This is a genomic window from Micromonospora sp. WMMC273, from assembly GCF_027460285.1.
Classification (GTDB): Bacteria; Actinomycetota; Actinomycetes; order Mycobacteriales; family Micromonosporaceae; genus Micromonospora; species Micromonospora aurantiaca.
The window spans coordinates 68,279-86,116 of sequence record NZ_JAPZBE010000001.1 but is presented as its reverse complement, the minus strand read 5'-3'; the positions used below and the strand labels follow the sequence as shown (position 1 = coordinate 86,116).

17 protein-coding genes are annotated in these 17,838 nt (G+C 71.8%); 7 read left to right on the top strand and 10 right to left on the bottom strand.

Annotated elements, in window-relative coordinates:
• Both O7611_RS00445 and O7611_RS00440 read right to left on the bottom strand, forming a co-directional pair.
• Positions 1-237, bottom strand: a complete 237-nt coding sequence (locus O7611_RS00445; protein ID WP_013283702.1) for a hypothetical protein — start codon at positions 235-237, stop codon at positions 1-3.
• Between the two features lie 123 nt (positions 238-360).
• The gene (locus O7611_RS00440; protein WP_194798901.1) at positions 361-1,236 is read right to left on the bottom strand and encodes a L,D-transpeptidase family protein; all 876 of its coding nucleotides are present in this window, start codon (positions 1,234-1,236) and stop codon (positions 361-363) included.
• Positions 1,237-1,452: 216 nt separating this feature from the next.
• Between O7611_RS00440 and O7611_RS00435 the strand changes: the two genes are divergently transcribed.
• On the top strand, positions 1,453-3,132 hold the full coding sequence (locus tag O7611_RS00435) for a DNA repair helicase XPB (RefSeq protein ID WP_194798902.1): 1,680 nt from the start codon (positions 1,453-1,455) through the stop codon (positions 3,130-3,132).
• A 46-nt stretch (positions 3,133-3,178) separates the two neighbouring features.
• Here O7611_RS00435 and O7611_RS00430 read toward each other — a convergent pair whose 3' ends face one another.
• The 7 genes from O7611_RS00430 to ligD (O7611_RS00400) all read right to left on the bottom strand — a co-directional run bounded on the left by O7611_RS00430 (position 3,179) and on the right by ligD (O7611_RS00400) (position 11,397).
• A complete protein-coding gene (locus tag O7611_RS00430) occupies positions 3,179-6,085 on the bottom strand; it encodes a hypothetical protein (RefSeq protein ID WP_269695972.1) in 2,907 nt (968 codons plus the stop codon).
• A gap of 149 nt (positions 6,086-6,234) precedes the next feature.
• Positions 6,235-7,194, bottom strand: coding sequence for a zinc metalloprotease (locus O7611_RS00425; protein ID WP_194798904.1), 960 nt, complete (start codon positions 7,192-7,194; stop codon positions 6,235-6,237).
• A gap of 92 nt (positions 7,195-7,286) precedes the next feature.
• A complete protein-coding gene (locus O7611_RS00420) occupies positions 7,287-7,607 on the bottom strand; it encodes a hypothetical protein (RefSeq protein ID WP_194798905.1) in 321 nt (106 codons plus the stop codon).
• The gene (locus O7611_RS00415; protein WP_194798906.1) at positions 7,600-8,457 is read right to left on the bottom strand and encodes a GNAT family N-acetyltransferase; all 858 of its coding nucleotides are present in this window, start codon (positions 8,455-8,457) and stop codon (positions 7,600-7,602) included. The genes O7611_RS00420 and O7611_RS00415 overlap by 8 nt, the downstream gene beginning before the upstream one ends.
• A gap of 321 nt (positions 8,458-8,778) precedes the next feature.
• Positions 8,779-9,477, bottom strand: a complete 699-nt coding sequence (locus O7611_RS00410; protein ID WP_194798907.1) for a TIGR03089 family protein — start codon at positions 9,475-9,477, stop codon at positions 8,779-8,781.
• Between the two features lie 77 nt (positions 9,478-9,554).
• On the bottom strand, positions 9,555-10,469 hold the full coding sequence (gene ligD / locus O7611_RS00405; protein ID WP_269695970.1) for a non-homologous end-joining DNA ligase: 915 nt from the start codon (positions 10,467-10,469) through the stop codon (positions 9,555-9,557).
• The gene (gene ligD, locus O7611_RS00400) at positions 10,459-11,397 is read right to left on the bottom strand and encodes a non-homologous end-joining DNA ligase (protein ID WP_269695967.1); all 939 of its coding nucleotides are present in this window, start codon (positions 11,395-11,397) and stop codon (positions 10,459-10,461) included. Before ligD (O7611_RS00400) ends, ligD (O7611_RS00405) begins: the two co-directional genes overlap by 11 nt.
• Positions 11,398-11,484: 87 nt before the next feature.
• Between ligD (O7611_RS00400) and ku the strand changes: the two genes are divergently transcribed.
• Complete coding sequence (gene ku / locus O7611_RS00395) at positions 11,485-12,477, top strand: non-homologous end joining protein Ku (protein ID WP_194798910.1); 993 nt, start codon at positions 11,485-11,487, stop codon at positions 12,475-12,477.
• 48 nt (positions 12,478-12,525) lie between these two features.
• Here ku and O7611_RS00390 read toward each other — a convergent pair whose 3' ends face one another.
• Positions 12,526-12,918, bottom strand: a complete 393-nt coding sequence (locus tag O7611_RS00390; RefSeq protein WP_174536027.1) for a PPOX class F420-dependent oxidoreductase — start codon at positions 12,916-12,918, stop codon at positions 12,526-12,528.
• 63 nt (positions 12,919-12,981) lie between these two features.
• Between O7611_RS00390 and O7611_RS00385 the strand changes: the two genes are divergently transcribed.
• The 5 genes from O7611_RS00385 (at position 12,982) to O7611_RS00365 (ending at position 17,687) form a co-directional block, all read left to right on the top strand.
• Positions 12,982-13,731, top strand: a complete 750-nt coding sequence (locus O7611_RS00385; protein WP_269695965.1) for an FKBP-type peptidyl-prolyl cis-trans isomerase — start codon at positions 12,982-12,984, stop codon at positions 13,729-13,731.
• 139 nt (positions 13,732-13,870) lie between these two features.
• Positions 13,871-14,719, top strand: a complete 849-nt coding sequence (locus O7611_RS00380) for an SCO6745 family protein (protein ID WP_194798974.1) — start codon at positions 13,871-13,873, stop codon at positions 14,717-14,719.
• A 31-nt stretch (positions 14,720-14,750) separates the two neighbouring features.
• A complete protein-coding gene (locus tag O7611_RS00375; protein ID WP_194798911.1) occupies positions 14,751-15,404 on the top strand; it encodes an HAD family hydrolase in 654 nt (217 codons plus the stop codon).
• 41 nt (positions 15,405-15,445) lie between these two features.
• A complete protein-coding gene (locus tag O7611_RS00370) occupies positions 15,446-16,582 on the top strand; it encodes a glutathione-independent formaldehyde dehydrogenase (RefSeq protein WP_194798912.1) in 1,137 nt (378 codons plus the stop codon).
• Positions 16,583-16,673: 91 nt separating this feature from the next.
• On the top strand, positions 16,674-17,687 hold the full coding sequence (locus tag O7611_RS00365) for an NADPH:quinone reductase (RefSeq protein WP_091414663.1): 1,014 nt from the start codon (positions 16,674-16,676) through the stop codon (positions 17,685-17,687).
• Positions 17,688-17,838 lie beyond the last annotated feature (151 nt).

The following is a 17,838-nucleotide window of genomic DNA, read 5'->3' as shown; positions in this document are numbered from 1 at the left end:
CTACTCCCCGTTGCGACGCAGCGTGCCGATCACCGACACGGCCAGCAGCAACGCGAACGCGGCGCCGGCCGACTCACCCACCGAGTCGACGAAGCCCTGCTGCTGCACCAGCAGCCCGAACAGGAACCAGCCGAACACCCCCGCGGCGGCGGCCGCGTAGGCGAGCACCACCGCCGTGGGCACCTCCTGCTGCCGCGTCCGTTCGTCCTCGGGAAGCACGTCCTGGTCAACGGTCATGGCAGTCCCTCCCCGTCCCGGCATGGACCCGGCTTCCAGGGTTACACCAACCGGAGCGCGCGGACAGGGGTTAAAACCCTGATCCGGGCGGTCCGGTCACGGGTGGGGCGGGTTCCGGTGCGATCAGGTGCCGGGGCGGCGGCCGATCACGACCACGCGGGTGCCGACCGAGCCCAGCTCCCACAGGCGTACCGCGTCGCGGTGCAGCAGGTTCACGCAGCCGTGCGAGCCGATCGCGCCGTTGTGCAGGTAGGTGGTGGTCTCGTGGAAGCCGATCCCGCCGTTGAACTGCTGCCAGTACGGCAGCCACACCTCGTACGGGTTGGACCACTCGCGCGGGTTCTTCCGCCCCACCGAGTACGTGCCGGCCGGGGTGGCGTACCCGGACATGCCGGTGCGGGTGACCGTCGGACCCATCACCACCTTCCCGCCGCGCATCGCCCAGACCGTCTGCCGGGTCAGGTCGACGCAGAAGGTGAGCCGGGAACCGGCCCTGCACCGCGCGGTGTCGGTGGCGGCGAGCCGCTTCGCCACGTCGTACGTGGTGGGACCGGCGCGACCGGAGGACGGGCTGATCCCGTACCGGATCTGGAACTTCTTGATCGCCGCGCAGTCGGCGGCGGACTGCTCGCCGTCCACGGTCAGCGTCCCGAAGCCGCCCAGCCGCGTCAGGTACGTCTCCACCGCCCGCTGGTGCTCCCCCTGCGGGCACCCGGCGGACGCGCTCGGCTTCGGCTTGGGCTTCGTCGTCTTCGTCGCCTCCGGCGACCGGGAGGGTTTCGGCGAGGCCGTCCGGCTCGGCTGCGCCGACGGGGACGTGACCGGCTGCTCCGGCATGGGCGACGCGCTCGCCCCCGATGCTCCCTCCGTCAGCCCGACCGGGCCGGGGGTGCTGCCCCCGGCGCCTTCCGCCTGCGGATCGAGCGCGCAGGCGCCGACACCGACCAGCACGACCACCGCCAGGGCGGTGGCCCGTGCGAGAAACCGGACACGCTGCATGGGCCCTCCCTGGACAGTCGTCCCGCTTGCTAGACGTGTGGGACGAGTATGACGTTGCCTGTCCAGCGAGACTTTTTTGCGGCGCCCTCCGGCGTGCAACACTGGATGGTCGGCCTGCGGCAGGTCAGCCGGGGTGTGGACGGGATGCCGGGCGACCGGGTTCCGGGCGACGAGTTTCCGGGCAGCGGGTTCCGGGCGATGCGAGAGGACGCTGGCGTGAGCGGTGGACCACTGATCGTGCAGTCGGACAAGACGCTGCTGCTGGAGGTGGATCACCCCGACGCGCAGGCGTGCCGGATGGCGATCGCGCCCTTCGCCGAGCTGGAACGTTCCCCCGAGCACGTGCACACGTACCGGCTCACGCCGCTGGGCCTGTGGAACGCCCGAGCCGCCGGCCACGACGCCGAGGGCGTGGTGGACTCGCTGATCAAGTACTCCCGCTACCCGGTGCCGCACGCTCTGCTCGTCGACGTGGCCGAGACGATGGACCGGTACGGCCGGCTCCAGCTCGCCAACGACCCGGTGCACGGCCTGGTGCTGCGCGCCCTGGACCGAGTGGTCCTGATCGAGGTCGCCAAGAGCAAGAAGCTCGCCGGCATGCTCGGCGCCAAGATCGACGACGACACCGTCGCGGTGCACCCGTCCGAGCGGGGGCGGCTCAAGCAGGCGCTGCTCAAGCTGGGCTGGCCGGCCGAGGACCTGGCCGGGTACGTGGACGGCGAGGCGCACCCGATCGAGCTGGCCGAGTCCGGCTCCGACGGCGGCAAGCCGTGGACGCTGCGGTCGTACCAGCGGGAAGCCGTCGAGGCGTTCTGGGCCGGCGGGTCCGGCGTGGTGGTGCTGCCCTGCGGCGCCGGCAAGACGCTCGTCGGCGCGGCGGCGATGGCCGAGGCGAAGGCGACCACGCTGATCCTGGTCACCAACACGGTGGCGGGACGGCAGTGGAAGCGCGAGCTGATCGCCCGCACCTCGCTGACCGAGGAGGAGATCGGCGAGTACTCGGGCGAGCGCAAGGAGATCCGCCCGGTCACCATCGCCACGTACCAGGTGCTCACCTCGCGGCGCGGCGGCGCGTTCACCCACCTGGACCTGTTCGGCGCCCGCGACTGGGGCCTGGTCGTCTACGACGAGGTGCACCTGCTGCCCGCGCCGATCTTCCGCTTCACGGCGGACCTCCAGGCCCGCCGCCGGCTCGGCCTCACCGCGACTCTGGTACGCGAGGACGGCCGCGAGGGCGACGTGTTCAGCCTGATCGGCCCGAAGCGGTACGACGCGCCGTGGAAGGACATCGAGCAGCAGGGTTGGATCGCCCCGGCGGAGTGCACCGAGGTACGGGTGACGCTCACCGACGCCGAGCGGCTGGCGTACGCGACGGCGGAGGCGGAGGAGCGCTACCGGATGGCGGCGACCGCCCGCACGAAGCTGCCCGTGGTGCGGGCCCTGGTGGAGCGGCACCCGGACGAGCAGGTCCTCGTCATCGGTGGGTTCCTCGACCAGTTGCACCAGCTCGGCGAATACCTGGACGCGCCGATCGTGCAGGGCTCCACCACGAACAAGGAACGCGAGCGGCTGTTCGACGCGTTCCGCTCCGGCTCGTTGCGGACCCTGGTGCTCTCGAAGGTCGGCAACTTCTCCATCGACCTGCCGGAGGCGGCGGTGGCGATCCAGGTGTCCGGCACGTTCGGCTCCCGCCAGGAGGAGGCGCAACGGCTGGGCCGGGTGCTGCGCCCGAAGGCCGATGGCCGGCAGGCGCACTTCTACACGGTGGTCTCGCGGGACACCATCGACACCGAGTACGCCGCGCATCGGCAGCGGTTCCTGGCCGAGCAGGGGTACGCGTACACCATCGTGGATGCCGACGACGTGCTCGGGCCGTCGCTGCCCACAGTCGACTGAGTGACGGTGGGCCGCCCGTTCCGGGCGGCCCACCGTCACCAGCGGATCAGGAGTAGTTGACCAGGAAGTAGTAGCTCGTCGTGTCGGTCCACACGCCGTCGGCGGTCCGGCCGCGCACCCGCATGCTGTACGAGCCGGCCGAGGTCGGCGTGAAGGTGGCCGTGGCGACTCCGGCGGCGTTCGCGGCCACGGTCACCGGCTGCCCGTCCTCGACTGTGTACTCGAACTCGGTCACACCCGGGCTGCCCTGGGTGAAGGTGAACTCACCGGCCACGCCCACACCGCCGGACCACTGACCGGCCGGGTAGGTGCCAGAGCTGACGAGCGGCGCCGTGCCGACCAGGAACGGATAGTCGGTCTGCGGCGTGTAGTCGCCCGCGGCGGTACGGCCCCGTACCGAGATGAGGTTGGCGCCGTTGCGGTCCATGATCACCGTGATGTCCGTGACCAGCGCATCGGGCTTCTTCGGCACGCTCTGCCAGGCGCCGCCGTTGAGCTGGTACTCGAAGGTCGTCACCTCGCTGATCTCGGTGTAGACCCCGAACGTGCCGACCGACCCGATCCCGCCACGCGGGCTGTACTCGTCGTACGCGCTGCTCACGTTCACCCGGGAGTCGCGGACCCGGAAGTAGTACCGGCGTTCCGGGCTGACCGTGCCGTCGGCCGTCCGGCTGGTGACAGTCAGCAGCGTGTAGCCGGAGTGCGCCGGCGTGATCTCGACGGTGGCCCGGCCGTCCGCGCCGGCGGCCACCACCTGCTCCTCGCCGGTGTACTCCAGCACGTAGCGGTACTCGGTCACGCCGGAGCGGCCCGGGTTGAAGGTGAACCGGCCCGTCTGCCCGGGCTGGCCGCCCTCACCGTTCTCCGGGTAGTCCTCGGACGTCACCACCGGCGCGTCGCTGACCTCGAACGTGTACGTCCGGGTCGGGGAGAAGGAACCGTCCTGGAACCGGGTACGCACCGTCAGCGTGTTGCTGCCGGAACGGTCCGGGGTGAGCGTCACCCGCGCCCAGCTGTAGTCCGGGTCGACGACCTGCTCCGGCCCGTCGTTCAGGCGGTAGAGGTAGACGTCGACGTCGGGCATGCCGGTGTCGAAGTTGAACTCACCGGGGATGCCCACGCCACCCCATGCGCCGTTCTCGTAGTAGGTGCTGGAGGAGACGTACGGCTTGGTGTCGATGACGTTGAACTGCTGCTCCTGCGTCTCCGAGACAGTGCCGTCGGCGCTGATGCTCCGGACGTTCAGCACGTGCCAGCCACCCTCGGTGGGCGTCCAGTGCAGCACCGCCGTGCCGTCCGCGGCCGCGTCGATGCGCAGCAGATCGCCACCACCGAACGTGTACTCGTACGCCACCACACCGGTCCGGCCGGGCCGGAACGTGAAGGTGCCGGGACGGTCCACCACCCCGTCGTGCTCGGGGAAGTCGAAGTCGTCCGACTCCACGGTCGGGAGGTCGCGGACCGATACGTTCTCGGTGTACCCGCCGACGAGCTCGCTCCCGGCGTAGCTGCGGACCTCGACCTTGACGAGGCCCCCCTCGGCGAACGTCACCGGGATCTCGGTCGGGCCGTCGGGGTTCACCGGCACCCGGGTCTCAGCGCCGTCGCCGATGCGGTACCCGAACTCGGTGACCCCCTCCACGTTCGTGGAGACGGCCAGCTTGCTGGGCAGCCCGATGCCGGCCATCGTCACCTCGACCTGCGGCGCGGTCGACTTCACCCGGAACTCGTAGTGGACCGTCTCGGACGAGTTGGACGCGCTGTCCACGCTGCGCACGCTCAGCGAGTCGGAGAACGAGGTCGGGGTGTATTCGAGCGTCACGTCGGCGCCGGGCGACGGCGCAGGGATGTAGTGGTACGTGTCGCCGAAGCGGCCCCAGTAGTAGCCGACCACGTCCGGCGAGCCGTTGGCCTTGAACGTGAACGTCCCCGGCACCCCCGACCCACCGTGCGGCAGGCCGTCGTTCGGGTACTTCTCCGAGGTCACCACGGGGGCGGCGGGTCGCTGCGCGTCCACCTTGACGTAGCACGGCTTGGCCCAGGCCGAGAAGTCGTACCCGTCGTACGCCCGGACGGTCCAGGCCACCACGGTGCCGTCGGGGTACTGCGACATGTCCCAGGAGAGCTTCGACAGGGCGCCGCCGTAGCTGTACCCGAACTGCTCGGCACGCTGGTTCTCGTCACCGACCGGCCACGCGGCGAACTGCCCGTTGTAGTTGTAGTCGTAGGGGTCCGCGTCCGCGCCCTTGACCATCAGCGTGTAGGAGCGCGGCCCCACGGGCTGCGGCTTCGCCGCCGTCCCGCAGGCCCACGACGGGAACTCCAGGCCGATCTGCCCGACCGTCGGCGCGTGGTTCGACTCGCTGTGGATCACCGGGAACGGGCGGAGCTTACGACCGTGCGAGAGCTTGGACTCGAAGCCGTGCGGCAGCCGGATCTCGACGGTCAGCGTCTGCTTGCCCTGATCCGCGAGCTTCTGCAGGGCGGGCATGATGTCCCAGACCAGATAGCCGGGGCAGGCCGCCTCCCCGCCGGCCTGGACCGTGCCGAGCAGTTCGCGCCGGCGCGGCGAGGACTCCCAGCTCGTGGTCGCCGTGATCGGGTCGGTGCGCCACAGCTCGACCGGCTGGGCGGTCGAGCAGTCCGCCGCCGACCGCTCCGCGATGACCAGGTCGGCCTTGTGGATGACGGTGCCGCGGAAGCGTGCGACATCGAAGGTGAAGTAGGACCGGGACTTGTGCCGGGCGCCTGCCGCATCCGTCCACGCACCGATCGGCGCATCCCCGGACGGGTTGACGAACGACTTCTTCGGCAGGTGCGAATCCGTGTAGGCCCAACCGGACTTGCTGGTGTCGCGCTGCTCGTAGGCCTGCGCCGGGCTGGTGCCGACGCTGATCAGGCCGGCACCGAGCACTATGCCCAGTGACGCGGCGAGCATTCTTCGTGCGCGCACGACGATGCCCCTTCCCCCGTAGGACAACGGCGTGCATCGCCGTCGAGTCGCCTGAGGGTATCGAAGGGGGACGACAGAGGCGTACGCCGATTCGGGTGGCCTGAGCCGACCGGGCGGACCGCATCGGCGCGGCCCGCCCGGTCCGGCGGTCAGCCCTTGCCGCTGGCGCGGAACGCGACCCAGGCGTCGCTCATCCGGTCGGCCTGGCCCGGGGTGAACATGTTCATGCAGGAGTCCTGCGTGTAGTCCATGAAGTTGTGGATCGGGTCCAGCCCCGGCGCGGTGCAGGTGTCCGCCCCGATCGGGCAGTTGAACTGCGGCGCCGCCTCACGCGGCGTGTCGGCCACGAAGTCGCCGGACGCGGAGCAGCCGTGCGCGAACGTGTGCTCCAGCATCAGCCAGTGGCCCACCTCGTGCGTGAGCGTGTCGCCGAGCGCGTACTTGCCGGCCGTACCGCCCGGCATCGACTCGTCGAGCATCACCACGCCGTCGATGTAGTCGCGGCCGTTGTTGTAGCCCTTCGGGAAGTACGCCCAGCCGAGCAGCCCGTCACCGATGTTCGCCGCGTAGACGTTCAGCGTGCGGGAGTCACCGGTGTAGAGCGCCTTCTTCATGTCCCGCTCGTTCTTGCCCGGCACCACCGTGTACCAGGCGCTGTTCACGGTCCAGGTGGTGTCCACGAGCGAGAAGCGGAACGGCGTGTCCGACGCGTCGGCCGCGGTACGACCCGCGAACGAGTCATTGAGCACCGTCATCTGCGCCGAGATGAGCGTGTTCCAGCGGGCCTTCTCGGCCGCGCTCAGCTCGTGGTCCGAGATCATGTGGAAGATCGTCGGTACGGTGACGCTGCCGTTCGCCAGACGTGGCGAGTCCTTGATGACGCCGTACGCCTTGGCCTCGTTCGTCGAGTAGAGCTCGGGCTCCTTGGCGGTGGCGCCCTCGCGTACCCGGGCGGCGCTGTGCGTGTCGGCGCCCGGCTCACATTCGGCGGCGGCGGGAGAGGCGGTCACGGGTGCAGCCGTGGCCGCGACGGGGGCTCCGCCGGCGGTCAGGAAGGTGGCTGCGGCAGCCACGAGCACTGCCAGGTGGATCGTCGGTTTCCTGTGCATCGTTGCACCTTTCGAGAGGCATGAAAGGAGTACCGACGCGGGGTTGTCAAAGCTGCGGATCGATGACGTCGTCGTCCCGCCATAAGACCACGTCACCGGGCATCCGCAACAGCCCCCGGCGACTCGGTCGATGGCACGGCGTCGGCGATGGCGCGCGCCACGCACTCGTAGTCGCGCACCAGCGGCCCGACCAGCTTGGGGTCCGGCTCGAACGCGGCGACCAGTCCGCGTACCAGATCTCTGAGCCGATCGTCCGGGCCGAGCCGCCCCCGGTGCCGGCGGGCGACGCTGCGCCAGCGGCGCAGACCGACGTCGGCGAGCCGTTCGTGGAGCTCGGGCGCGGGCACCGGGCAGCCGTTCGCCCACAGATCGGCGAGGGCCCGCAGAATCGCCTCCCGCGTCGGGTCAGCCATGCAGATAGCGGGCGCGGCGGCCGAAGTCGCGGAAGCCGAGCCGCCGGTACAGCCCGGCGGCCGGGTTGTCGTCGTTGACGCAGAGCCATGCGGCGTCCACGCCCGCGTCGGCGAGGCCGCGCAGGACGCGCGCCACCAGGTACGCGCCGACCCGTCGCCCGCGCCACCCGGGCACCACGCCGACCTGATCGATCCAGTTGTCCAGCACGGTGACGAAGCCGGCCGCCGCGCCGTCCGGGCCGCGTGCGAGCAGCGTCAACTCCGGCCGGAAGTCCTCGTCGTCACGCAGGTCGCCCAGCCACTCGTCGGCCTCCGGCTCCACGAATCCGGGCCGATCGGCGAACGACGCGCGGTAGGCGGTGAACAGCTCCGCTCCCAGCGTCGCCGGCTCCACAGTCACGCCGTCCGGGACGGCGACCTCGGGCAGCACGTCGAGGTCGTGCCGCAGCACCCACTCCAGGAACGTCCGCGTGTACCCGCGCGCCGCGAACAACTCCTCCGCTGCCACGTTCCACGTCTCCGTGGTGACCAGCAGGCCCGCGTCGCCGGTGTGCCTCTCGGCCCAGTCCAGCAGCGCACCGCCGAGCCCACGGCCGCGCCACGCCGGGTGCACCAGGCCGGTGGCGGTGGCGGGCGTCCGTCCCGTGCCGACCCCGACGGCCGCGACCAGGTCGTCGCCGGACCAGGCGCCGTGGGTACGCGTCTGCAGCAGCCGCGCTCGCGCCAACGGGGTACGCCCGAACAGCGGCAACCCGCCGTCAGTGGCGAGGCACGCCTGCGCCAGGCCGGTCAAGGCGGGCAGTTCTTCCTCGCCGAACTCCCGCCACACCAGCGCATCCGTCCCGCCCACTCCCACTCCCACTCCCGCCACCCCGCCCGCCCCTCACGGTCCGGCACACCGACGCAGTAGGCCCCACCCCGTCCCCCACGGTCAACCAGTTTCCCCACCCACCCACCCGCCCACCGCGATCTTGGAGTTGTGGCACTCACAAAGGCCGCCAAACCGACCATCTGGGCGCCACAACTCCAAGATCGGCAGAAGCGGCCCCACCGCCCTGTCGATCATGCACTTGCTGCCCCGACGAAAGCCGCAGACCGGGCACCAGGAGGGCCGAAACCGCAAGATCGACGGGGGCTCGGGCGAGGGCTCGGGCGGGGGCTCGGGCCAGGGCTAGGGGGTGGGGGTGGCGTGGATCAGGACTGTGGCGCCGGCGGACAACGGGGCCAGCAGCCACCTCACGGGCTGCTCGTCCTCTCTCGGGTCCACCACCAGGCGGTCGCCGGGGTGCAGGTCCATCCGGGTGGCGATCTCGGCGGCCAGGCGCCGCCACGCGCCGAAGCTGGTGCCGTCCGGCGTGGCCGGGTCGGACGGGTCGACGGCGGTGTAGTCCGGCGGGTCGGTCGGGTGTCGCAGCACCTCGGCCGACCAGTCCAGCCAGCCCGGCGGCACCTCGCCGAGCGGCTCCGGCCCGGTGCCCACCAGGTAGCGGTGCGTCCCCTCGGGTACGTCCTCCAGCCAGTCGTCGAGGCGTTCCGGCGTCACGAACACCGCGTCGTACGGCCGGTCGGCACCGGGTTCCAGCACCGGCAGCCCGGCCAGGGCACGGGGACGGAACGAGACGGTCAGCCCGATCGACCAGGCGCCGAGCAGCACCGCCGCGGTACGCCAGTGCGGCGGCAGCAGCACCGCCACCCGGTCACCGGGGCGCAGCCCACATCCGTCGCGCAGCAGCCCGGCGCTGCGGGCCGCCCACTCGCCGAGCTGCGCGGCGGTCAGGTCGGTGCGTTCGCCCGTCGCGTCGTCGTGGTAGCTGAGCAGCGGGTACCCGACCGCGTCGGGCGCGACGGCGACGGCTGCCTGGTGTGCCATGCGCGAAACTCCTGTCTGCCGGTCCGCTCACCCTAACCGTCCGAGCCGCCCGTCCGGAGCAGCCGAAGCAGCCCGGATCAGCGCACGGGCAGCTCGGGACCGCCGTCGAGCAGCGGCGCCAGCAGGTCGCCCTGCTTCTCCACCCGCTTGAGCACCTCGCCGGCGGTGTACGGCCGCGTCGACGGCCGCTTCCCCGCCGCCCCGGCCTCCACCTCGTCCCAGGTCAGCGGCGTGGACACCGAGGGTACCGGCTGGGCGCGCAGCGAGTACGGCGCCACTGTCGTCTTCGCCGCGTTGTTCTGACTCCAGTCGATGAAGACCTTGCCGGGGCGCAGGTTCTTCGCCATCTTCGACACGATCAGCTTCGGGTGTGCCTGCTCCAGCTCCTGCGCGATCCGCTTGGCGTAGTCGGAGACGAGATCGGCGTCCTGCGTGCCGGCGATCGGGCAGCAGAGCTGCATGCCCTTCTTCCCCGACGTCTTCGGGTACGCCTCGACGCCGTCGGAAGCCAGCCGGTCGCGCATCAGCAGCGCCACCTGGCAGCACTGCTTGAGCGCCGCCGGGGCGCCCGGGTCCAGGTCGACGACCATCATGTCCGGGTGCGCGCCGATCTTCCACTGCGGAGTGTGCAGCTCCAGCGCGGCCAGGTTGGCCAGCCACACGAGTGTCGGGAGTTCGTCGCAGACCACGTAGTCGATGGTCTCCCGCCCCTTCGTGGACCCGGGGGCGGGCAGGTTCTCGGTGCGTACCCAACCGGGGGTCGCGGCGGGTGCGTTCTTCTCGAAGAACGAGCCGCCGTCGACGCCGTTGGGGAACCGGATCCGGGTCAGCGCGCGCTCGCTCAGGTGCGGCAGCAGCACCGGGGCGATCCGGGTGTAGTAGTCGATCACCTCGCCCTTGGTGAAGCCGGCCTTCGGGAACAGCACCTTGTCCAGGTTGGACAGCTCCAGCGAGCGCCCCTCGACCTCGACCTTGAGCCGGTCAGACGGCATCGTCGACCTCCTCGGGCGGCTTGTCCGGGCGCAGGCGCAGGATGCGCGGGAAGCGCAGCCGGCCGTCCGGCGTGCGCTGGCCGTACTTGACCTCCACCACGATCCGGGGAGTTACCCAGATCGCGCCCCGGGCATCCTCGCGCGGCACCCCGGCCGCGAACGGCGAGTCGGTGGCACGCAGCGGTTCCAGCTCGCGCAGCAGTTCCCGTTCGATGGCCGCGCCGATCCCGCCGCCGACCCGTCCTCGGTAGATCAGCCGACCGTCCGGGCCGGGCACGCCGACCAGCAGGCCACCGACGCGCCGCGCGCCGGGCCGCCAGCCGCCGACCACGAAGTCGGCGGTGACCTCCAGCTTGACCTTCACCCAGTCCGGCGAGCGCACGCCGGGCCGGTAGAGCGAGTCGACCCGCTTGGCCATCACCCCCTCCAGCCCGTGCTCGCCGGCCGCCGCGTAGGTGGCCGGGCCGTCGCCGAAGACCGGCGGCACCGCCCACCGGGCGGCGCCGAGCCCGAGCGACTCCAGCGCCGCCCGCCGCTCCCGCCAGGGCCGGGAGGTCAGGTCGACGCCGTCGAGCCGCAACAGGTCGAAGATCATGTACGTAACGGGTACGGTCGCCGCCAGCCGCGCCGCCTTGGCCGGGTTGCGGACGTGCATCCGCTCGGCGAGCGCGGTGAACGAGGGCTGCCCGTCGGTGAAGAGGACCACCTCGCCGTCGAGCAGCGCGTCGTCCACCTGCTCGGCCAGGTTGAGCAGTTCCGGGTACGCGGTGGTGATCTCGACGCCGGAGCGGGCGTAGAAGTGCCTGTCGCCGCGGGAGATGTCGGCGAGCGCGCGTACGCCGTCCCACTTGAACTCGTACGACCAGGCGGCGCCGGCCGGGAGCTGCCCGGTCGTCGCGAGCATCGGCTTCAACGGCGCGCCGGGCACCTCCTGACTGTAGTTGCGTAGCGAAGCGCGTGCGTCGCGTTCGATCGTTTGCGATTCTGGTGGTCAACCGGGGAGAGGAGCGCGGCTATGCGGGCGATCTGGAAAGGAGCGGTGTCGTTCGGCCTGGTGTCGATCGGGGTGAAGGTCTACTCGGCCACCGAGGAGAAGGACATCCGTTTCCACCAGGTGCACCGCGAGGACGGCGGCCGGATCCGCTACAAGCGCACCTGCTCGGTCTGCGGCGAGGAGGTCACCTACGACGACATCGCCAAGGGGTACGACATCGGCGGCGGCGAGATGGTCATCCTCACCGACTCCGACTTCGCCGACCTGCCGTTGAGCACGTCGCACGCGATCGACGTGCTGGAGTTCGTACCGGCCGAGCAGGTCGATCCGATCCTCTACAACAAGGCGTACTTCCTCGAGCCGGAGGGCTCGGCGACGAAGCCGTACGTGCTGCTGCGCGACGCGCTGTCCGACTCGGAACGCGTGGCGATCGTCAAGGTGGCGCTACGCCAGCGTGAGCAGCTCGCCACGCTGCGGGTCCGCGAGGGCGTGCTGCTGCTCAACACCATGCTGTGGCCGGACGAGATCCGCCGGCCCGACTTCGGTTTCCTGGACGAGGACCTGAAGGTACGCCCGCCGGAACTGGCGATGGCCAGCTCGCTCATCGACTCGATGGCCGGGGAGTTCGAGCCGGACGCCTTCACCGACGACTACCGGGCGGCGTTGCAGGAGGTCATCGACGCGAAGGTCGAGGGCCGCGAGGTGGTGCAGCCGGAGGAGGAAGAAGCGGCGCCCGCCGCCGCGGTGGACCTGATGGCCGCGCTGAAGGCGTCGGTCGAGCGGGCCCGGGCGGCCCGGGGCGAGGCGCCGTCCGGCGGCGGGGCCGAGCCGACGCCGATCTCGTCGGCCCGCTCGGCCAAGAAGGCCGCGAAGAAGGCGCCGGCGAAGAAGGCCGAACCGGCGAAGAAGACCACTGCCAAGAAGGCGCCCGCGAAGAAAACGGCGGCGAAGAAGGCCGAACCGGCGAAGAAGACCGCCGCCAAGAAGGCGCCCGCGAAGAAGAAGACCGCCTGACGCGTACGGCGATGGCCCCGCCCCGGTGGCGGGCGGGGCTCCCGCCGTTCAGCCGCGGCCGAGCTTCTCGGTCGGGGTGACGCGCACGATGACGCGCTCCTCGCCCGGGCGGCGCCAGGGGTAGGTGTCCTGGCCGAGGTACTTCTTCGCCATCCGGTCGATGTGCTCGTCGGCGCCCTCGGTGACGAACTCGACGGTGCCCTTGACCCAGAGCGTGCGGAAGTCGTCGGCCTTGTCCGCGACCGACACCGCAACCACCGGGTTGCGGGACATGTTCAGGTACTTCTGCCGGCCCTTGGCCGTGTTGAACACGATGTGCTCGCCGTCGGTGTCGACCCAGACCGGGGTGACGTGCGGGGTGCCGTCGGCCTCGATCGTCGCCACGTGCGCGAGCTGCGGCTCGCCGAGCAGGGCAAGGTCTTCTTCGCTGAGGATCGCCATTGTCGGAACGTACCCCGTGCGGTGCCCCCGTATCGGGCATCGTGTCCGGATCGTGGCGGCCGTATGGGCACGCTGGGGGTCCGGGCGGGTACCGTGTGCGCTGGCCTCGGCGGCGGCCCGCCGGGGGCGCACCCACCCACCCTGCAGGGAGTCGACGTGAGCGAGCGTGTGGAGAACCGGTCGGCGGGCCAGGCCCCGGCCACCAAGGCACAGCGGCGGCTGGCCGCCCAGCTGGCCGAGAAGAAGGCAGCCGAGGCGCGTCGCCGCCGGCAGTCGATCCTCGGCGCGGCGGTCGGCGTGCTCGCGGTGGTGGCCCTGGTCGGTGGCCTGGTCTGGCTGAACAGCGGGGACGACGACAAGACGTCCACCGCCGGCTCGTCGGCCAGCCCCACCGCGCCGGCCGAGCCCACCGCGCCCGCCCAGGAGCTGCCCGCCGGCATCGACCCGGCGCTGAAGACCAAGCCGACAGTGCAGGCCGGCACCGGCGAGCTGAAGAAGCTCACCGTCACCACCCTGGTGAAGGGCACCGGGCCGGCGGTGAAGGCCGGTCAGAACATCACCACGAACTACGTGGGCGTGTTCTACAAGGACGGCAAGCAGTTCGACGCGTCCTGGGACAGCGGCCAGCCGGCCACCTTCCAGATCGGCGTGGGCCAGGTCATCAAGGGCTGGGACCAGGGCCTGGTCGGCGTGCCGGTGGGCAGCCGGGTCCAGCTGGACCTTCCGGCCGAGCTGGCGTACGGCAACGACGCCGCGGGCGGTCGCCCGGCCGGGCCGCTGCGCTTCGTCGTCGACGTGCTCGCTGCGCAGTAGATCACTCCGGGCTTCCGTCCGGTCACCCAGCGGCAGTAGGTTCATGGTCACCACGGGCGGCACATCCGTCCGTGGTGATCTGCCCACCGACGCGGAGGTGCACGTGGCGGCGCTGGACGAGGCCGGGGTGACCCGGCAGATGTGGACGCTCTACGAGCCGGTCCACGCGGTGACCTACTTCCACCCCCGGGCCCGGGCCGCGTTCGAGGCGGTCGGGCTGCGGGGCTACTGGCGCGGCTACTTCGCCGGCCGGGCCGCGCCGCTCGGACCGGTCGACGCCCCGGCGGTGACTGCTGCCTTCTTCAGCTTCGCGCCGGCCATGGTGGCCCGCGCACTGCCGTCGGTGTGGCGCCTGGCCACCCCGGAGGAGGCACTGCGGGCCCGGCTCACCGGTGGCGTGCAGGCGCTCGCCGAGTTCACCTACGAGCTGCCCGAATCGCACCTGGTCGAGGCCGCCGACCTGCTGGAGGAGGCGGCCGGGCGGGTGGACACGGCCGGGCGGGTGCTCGGCGCGGTGAACGCCGCCCTGCCCCGGGGCGAGTACCCGCTCGCCCGGCTCTGGCAGGCCGCCGCGACGCTGCGCGAGCACCGGGGCGACGGGCACGTGGCGGCGCTCGTGACCACGGGCCTGGAACCGGTCGAGGTGGTGGCCTGGCGGTGCCGGGTCGACCAGTCGCGCGAGTTCCACCAGCCGGCCCGGGGCTGGACCGACGAGCAGTGGACCGCCGCCGAGCAGCGCCTCGTGGACAAGGGCTGGCTGACCGACGACCTGGACCCCACGGCGTACGCCACGGAGACGTTCCGCGTGGTCGAGGAGGCCACCGACCGGGCCGCGTCGGGCCCGTGGCGGGCGCTGGGCGCGGAGCGTACCGCCCGGCTGCGGGAGCTGCTGGAACCGATCGCGACGCGCTGCCGCACGATCATCCCGGCCAAGGCCCCGATCGGCCTTCCGGCGCAGCGTTCGGCGAAGGCGGCGCAGCCGCGGTGAACCGGGCCGCCGGCTGGGGCAGGATGGCGGAATGGTGGACGCGGTGCTCTTCGACCTGGACGGCGTGATCGTGGACTCCGAGCCGGTGTGGGAGGAGGTCCGGCGGGCGTACGTGGCCGAGCACGGCGGCGTCTGGCAGCCGGACACCCAGCGTCGGCTGATGGGCATGAGCACCGCCGAGTGGGCCGGCTACCTGAGCGGGGAGCTGGGCGTCGACAGGTCGGCCGAGCAGGTCGCCACCGAGGTGGTGACCGAGATGGCCCGGCGGTACGCGCAACACGTACCGCTGATCGACGGCGCCGACGCGGTCGTGCGCCGCATCGCCGCGCGGTGGCCGCTCGGGCTGGCCAGCTCCTCACCCACCCGGCTGATCGCGGCGGCGCTCGACGCGACGGGCCTGGCCGGTTCGTTCGGCGCGACGCTGTCGACCGAGGAAACCGCCCGGGGCAAGCCCGCGCCCGACGTGTGGCTCGCGGTGGCGCAGCGGCTGGGCGTCGACCCGGCCCGGTGCGTCGCGGTGGAGGACTCGTCGAACGGGGTCCGCTCGGCGGCCGCCGCCGGGTGCCGGGTGGTGGCGGTGCCGCATGCGTCGTACCCGCTCGATCCGGACGCCGAGGCGCTCGCGGCCGTGCTGCTCCCCTCGATCGGCGCGCTCACGCCCGAGGTGGTGGCGGGGATCGACTGAACCACCCACCCGCCGCCGCCACCCGGCCTACGGTCGGTGACATGAGGGCTGTGGTGTACGAGGGGCCGCACGAGGTGGCCGTCAACGAGGTCGACGATCCGCGGATCGAGGACCCGAACGACGTGGTCGTCCAGGTGACGACGACCGCGATCTGCGGTTCCGACCTGCACATGTACGAGGGACGGACGGCCGCCGAGCCGGGCATCGTGTTCGGCCACGAGAACATGGGCGTGATCGTGGAGACCGGGCCGGGCGTGACGAGCCTGCGCGTGGGTGACCGCGTCTCGATGCCGTTCAACGTGGCGTGCGGGTTCTGCCGCAACTGCCGCGAGCAGCGCACCGGGTTCTGCCTGACGGTGAATCCGGGCTTCGCCGGCGGCGCGTACGGCTACGTGTCGATGGGGCCGTACCGGGGTGGGCAGGCGGAGTACCTGCGGGTGCCGTTCGCCGACTTCAACTGCCTGAAGCTGCCGCCGGGCACCGAACACGAGAACGACTACGCGATGCTCGCCGACATCTTCCCGACCGGCTACCACGGGGTGGCGATGACCGGGCTGCGGCCGGGCGAGAACCTGACGGTGATGGGCGGCGGGCCGGTCGGGCTGATGGCCGCGTACTCGGCGGTGCTGATCGGGGCGTCCGAGGTGTTCGTGGTGGACCGGGTGCCGGACCGGCTGCGGCTGGCCGAGTCGATCGGCGCCACCCCGATCGACTTCAGCGCGGGCGACCCGGTCGAGCAGATCCGGGACCGGACCGCCGGGGTGGGGACCGATCACGGCGTGGACGCGGTGGGATACCAGGCGTCCGCACCCAGCGGCGAGGAGCAGCCGGCGCTGGTGCTGAACACGCTGGTGGAGGTGGTGCGCGCGACCGGGGCGATCGGCGTGGTCGGGCTCTACCTCTCGGCGGACCCGGGCGCCCCGGACGAGCACTCCGCCCGGGGTGAGCTGCTGTTCAAGGTGGGCAAGCTGTTCGAGAAGGGCCTGCGGATCGGCACCGGGCAGGCGAACGTGAAGACCTACAACGCGTACCTGCGGAACCTGATCACGGCGGGGCGGGCGACCCCGAGCTTCGTGGTGAGCAAGGAGTTGCCGCTGGACGCGGCGCCGGAGGCGTACCAGCGCTTCGACCGCCGCGAACCGGGCTACTCGAAGGTCGTGCTCAAGCCGGCCGCCTGACGAGCCGTCGTACGGTGGCCGGGTGTGCCCGGGGCCGCATGTTCGGGCGGCTGCCGGGTAGCGCACCCGGAAGGACGGCGGAGGGACGGCGATGAAGGCGATCGTGTACGAGCGCAGCGGGGACGCCTCGGTGCTCCAGGTGGTGGAGCGGCCGGTGCCGGAACCCGGGCCGGGCGAGGTGCTGGTCCGGATGGCCGTGTCGGGCGTGAACCCGACCGACTGGAAGGCCCGCCAGGCGTGGCCGCTGCCGGCCGGCTGGCAGATCCCGCACCAGGACGGCGCCGGGGTGGTCGAGGCGGTCGGCGAGGGCGTCGACCGGACGCTGATCGGTGAGCGGGTCTGGGTGTGGGAGGCGGCGTGGCAGCGGCCGTGGGGCACCGCCGCCGAGTACACGCTGGTGCCGGTCCGGCACGCGGTGCCGCTCGGTCCGGCCTCGTTCGATTTGGGCGCGGCGCTGGGCATCCCGTTCATGACCGCGCACCGCTGCCTGACCGCCGGTGAGTTCATGCCGGACAAGCTGCACGCCGGTGCGTTGAGCGACCACGTGGTGCTGGTGCAGGGCGGTGCGGGCGCGGTGGGCAACGCGGCGATCCAGCTCGCCCGCTGGGCCGACGCGTGCGTGATCACCACGGTGAGCAGCCCGGAGAAGGCGCAGCTCGCGGCGGCGGCCGGCGCCAGCTTCGTGATCAACTATCGCGAGCAGGACGTGGTCGAGGAGGTCCGCAAGGTCGCGCCCGACGGGGTGCACACGATCGTCGAGGTGTCCGCCGCCCGCAACGCCGCCGCCGACGTCCGGATGCTGCGCACCGGCGGGGCGGTCTGCGTGTACGCCGACGACGGCGGCGACGAGGTGACGTTGCCGATCCGGCCGCTGATGGTCCCGAACGCGCGCTGGCAGTTCGTGCTGATCTACACCGCGCCGAAGGTGGCGAAGGCGCAGGCGGTCACCGACATCGCGGCGGCGGTGGCTCAGGGCGCGATCCGGGTCGGTGAGGAGGCGGGCCTGCCGCTGCACCGGTATCCGCTGGCGGAGGCCGCTGCAGCGCAGCAGGCGGTGCAGGACAGCGTGGTGGGCAAGGTGCTGGTGAGCACCGCCGACGAGTAGGCGACCGGATTTCCGCGACAGCCGGACAGAAGCGAACAAGTTTCGCAACAATGACGGTGCGGGTCACCCCGTAACGGACGGGCGGCCCCGGCGCGGTGCGAACGCCGGGGCCGCCCTCTGGGAGGAATGTCCGTTGGGAACGCGTCCTACC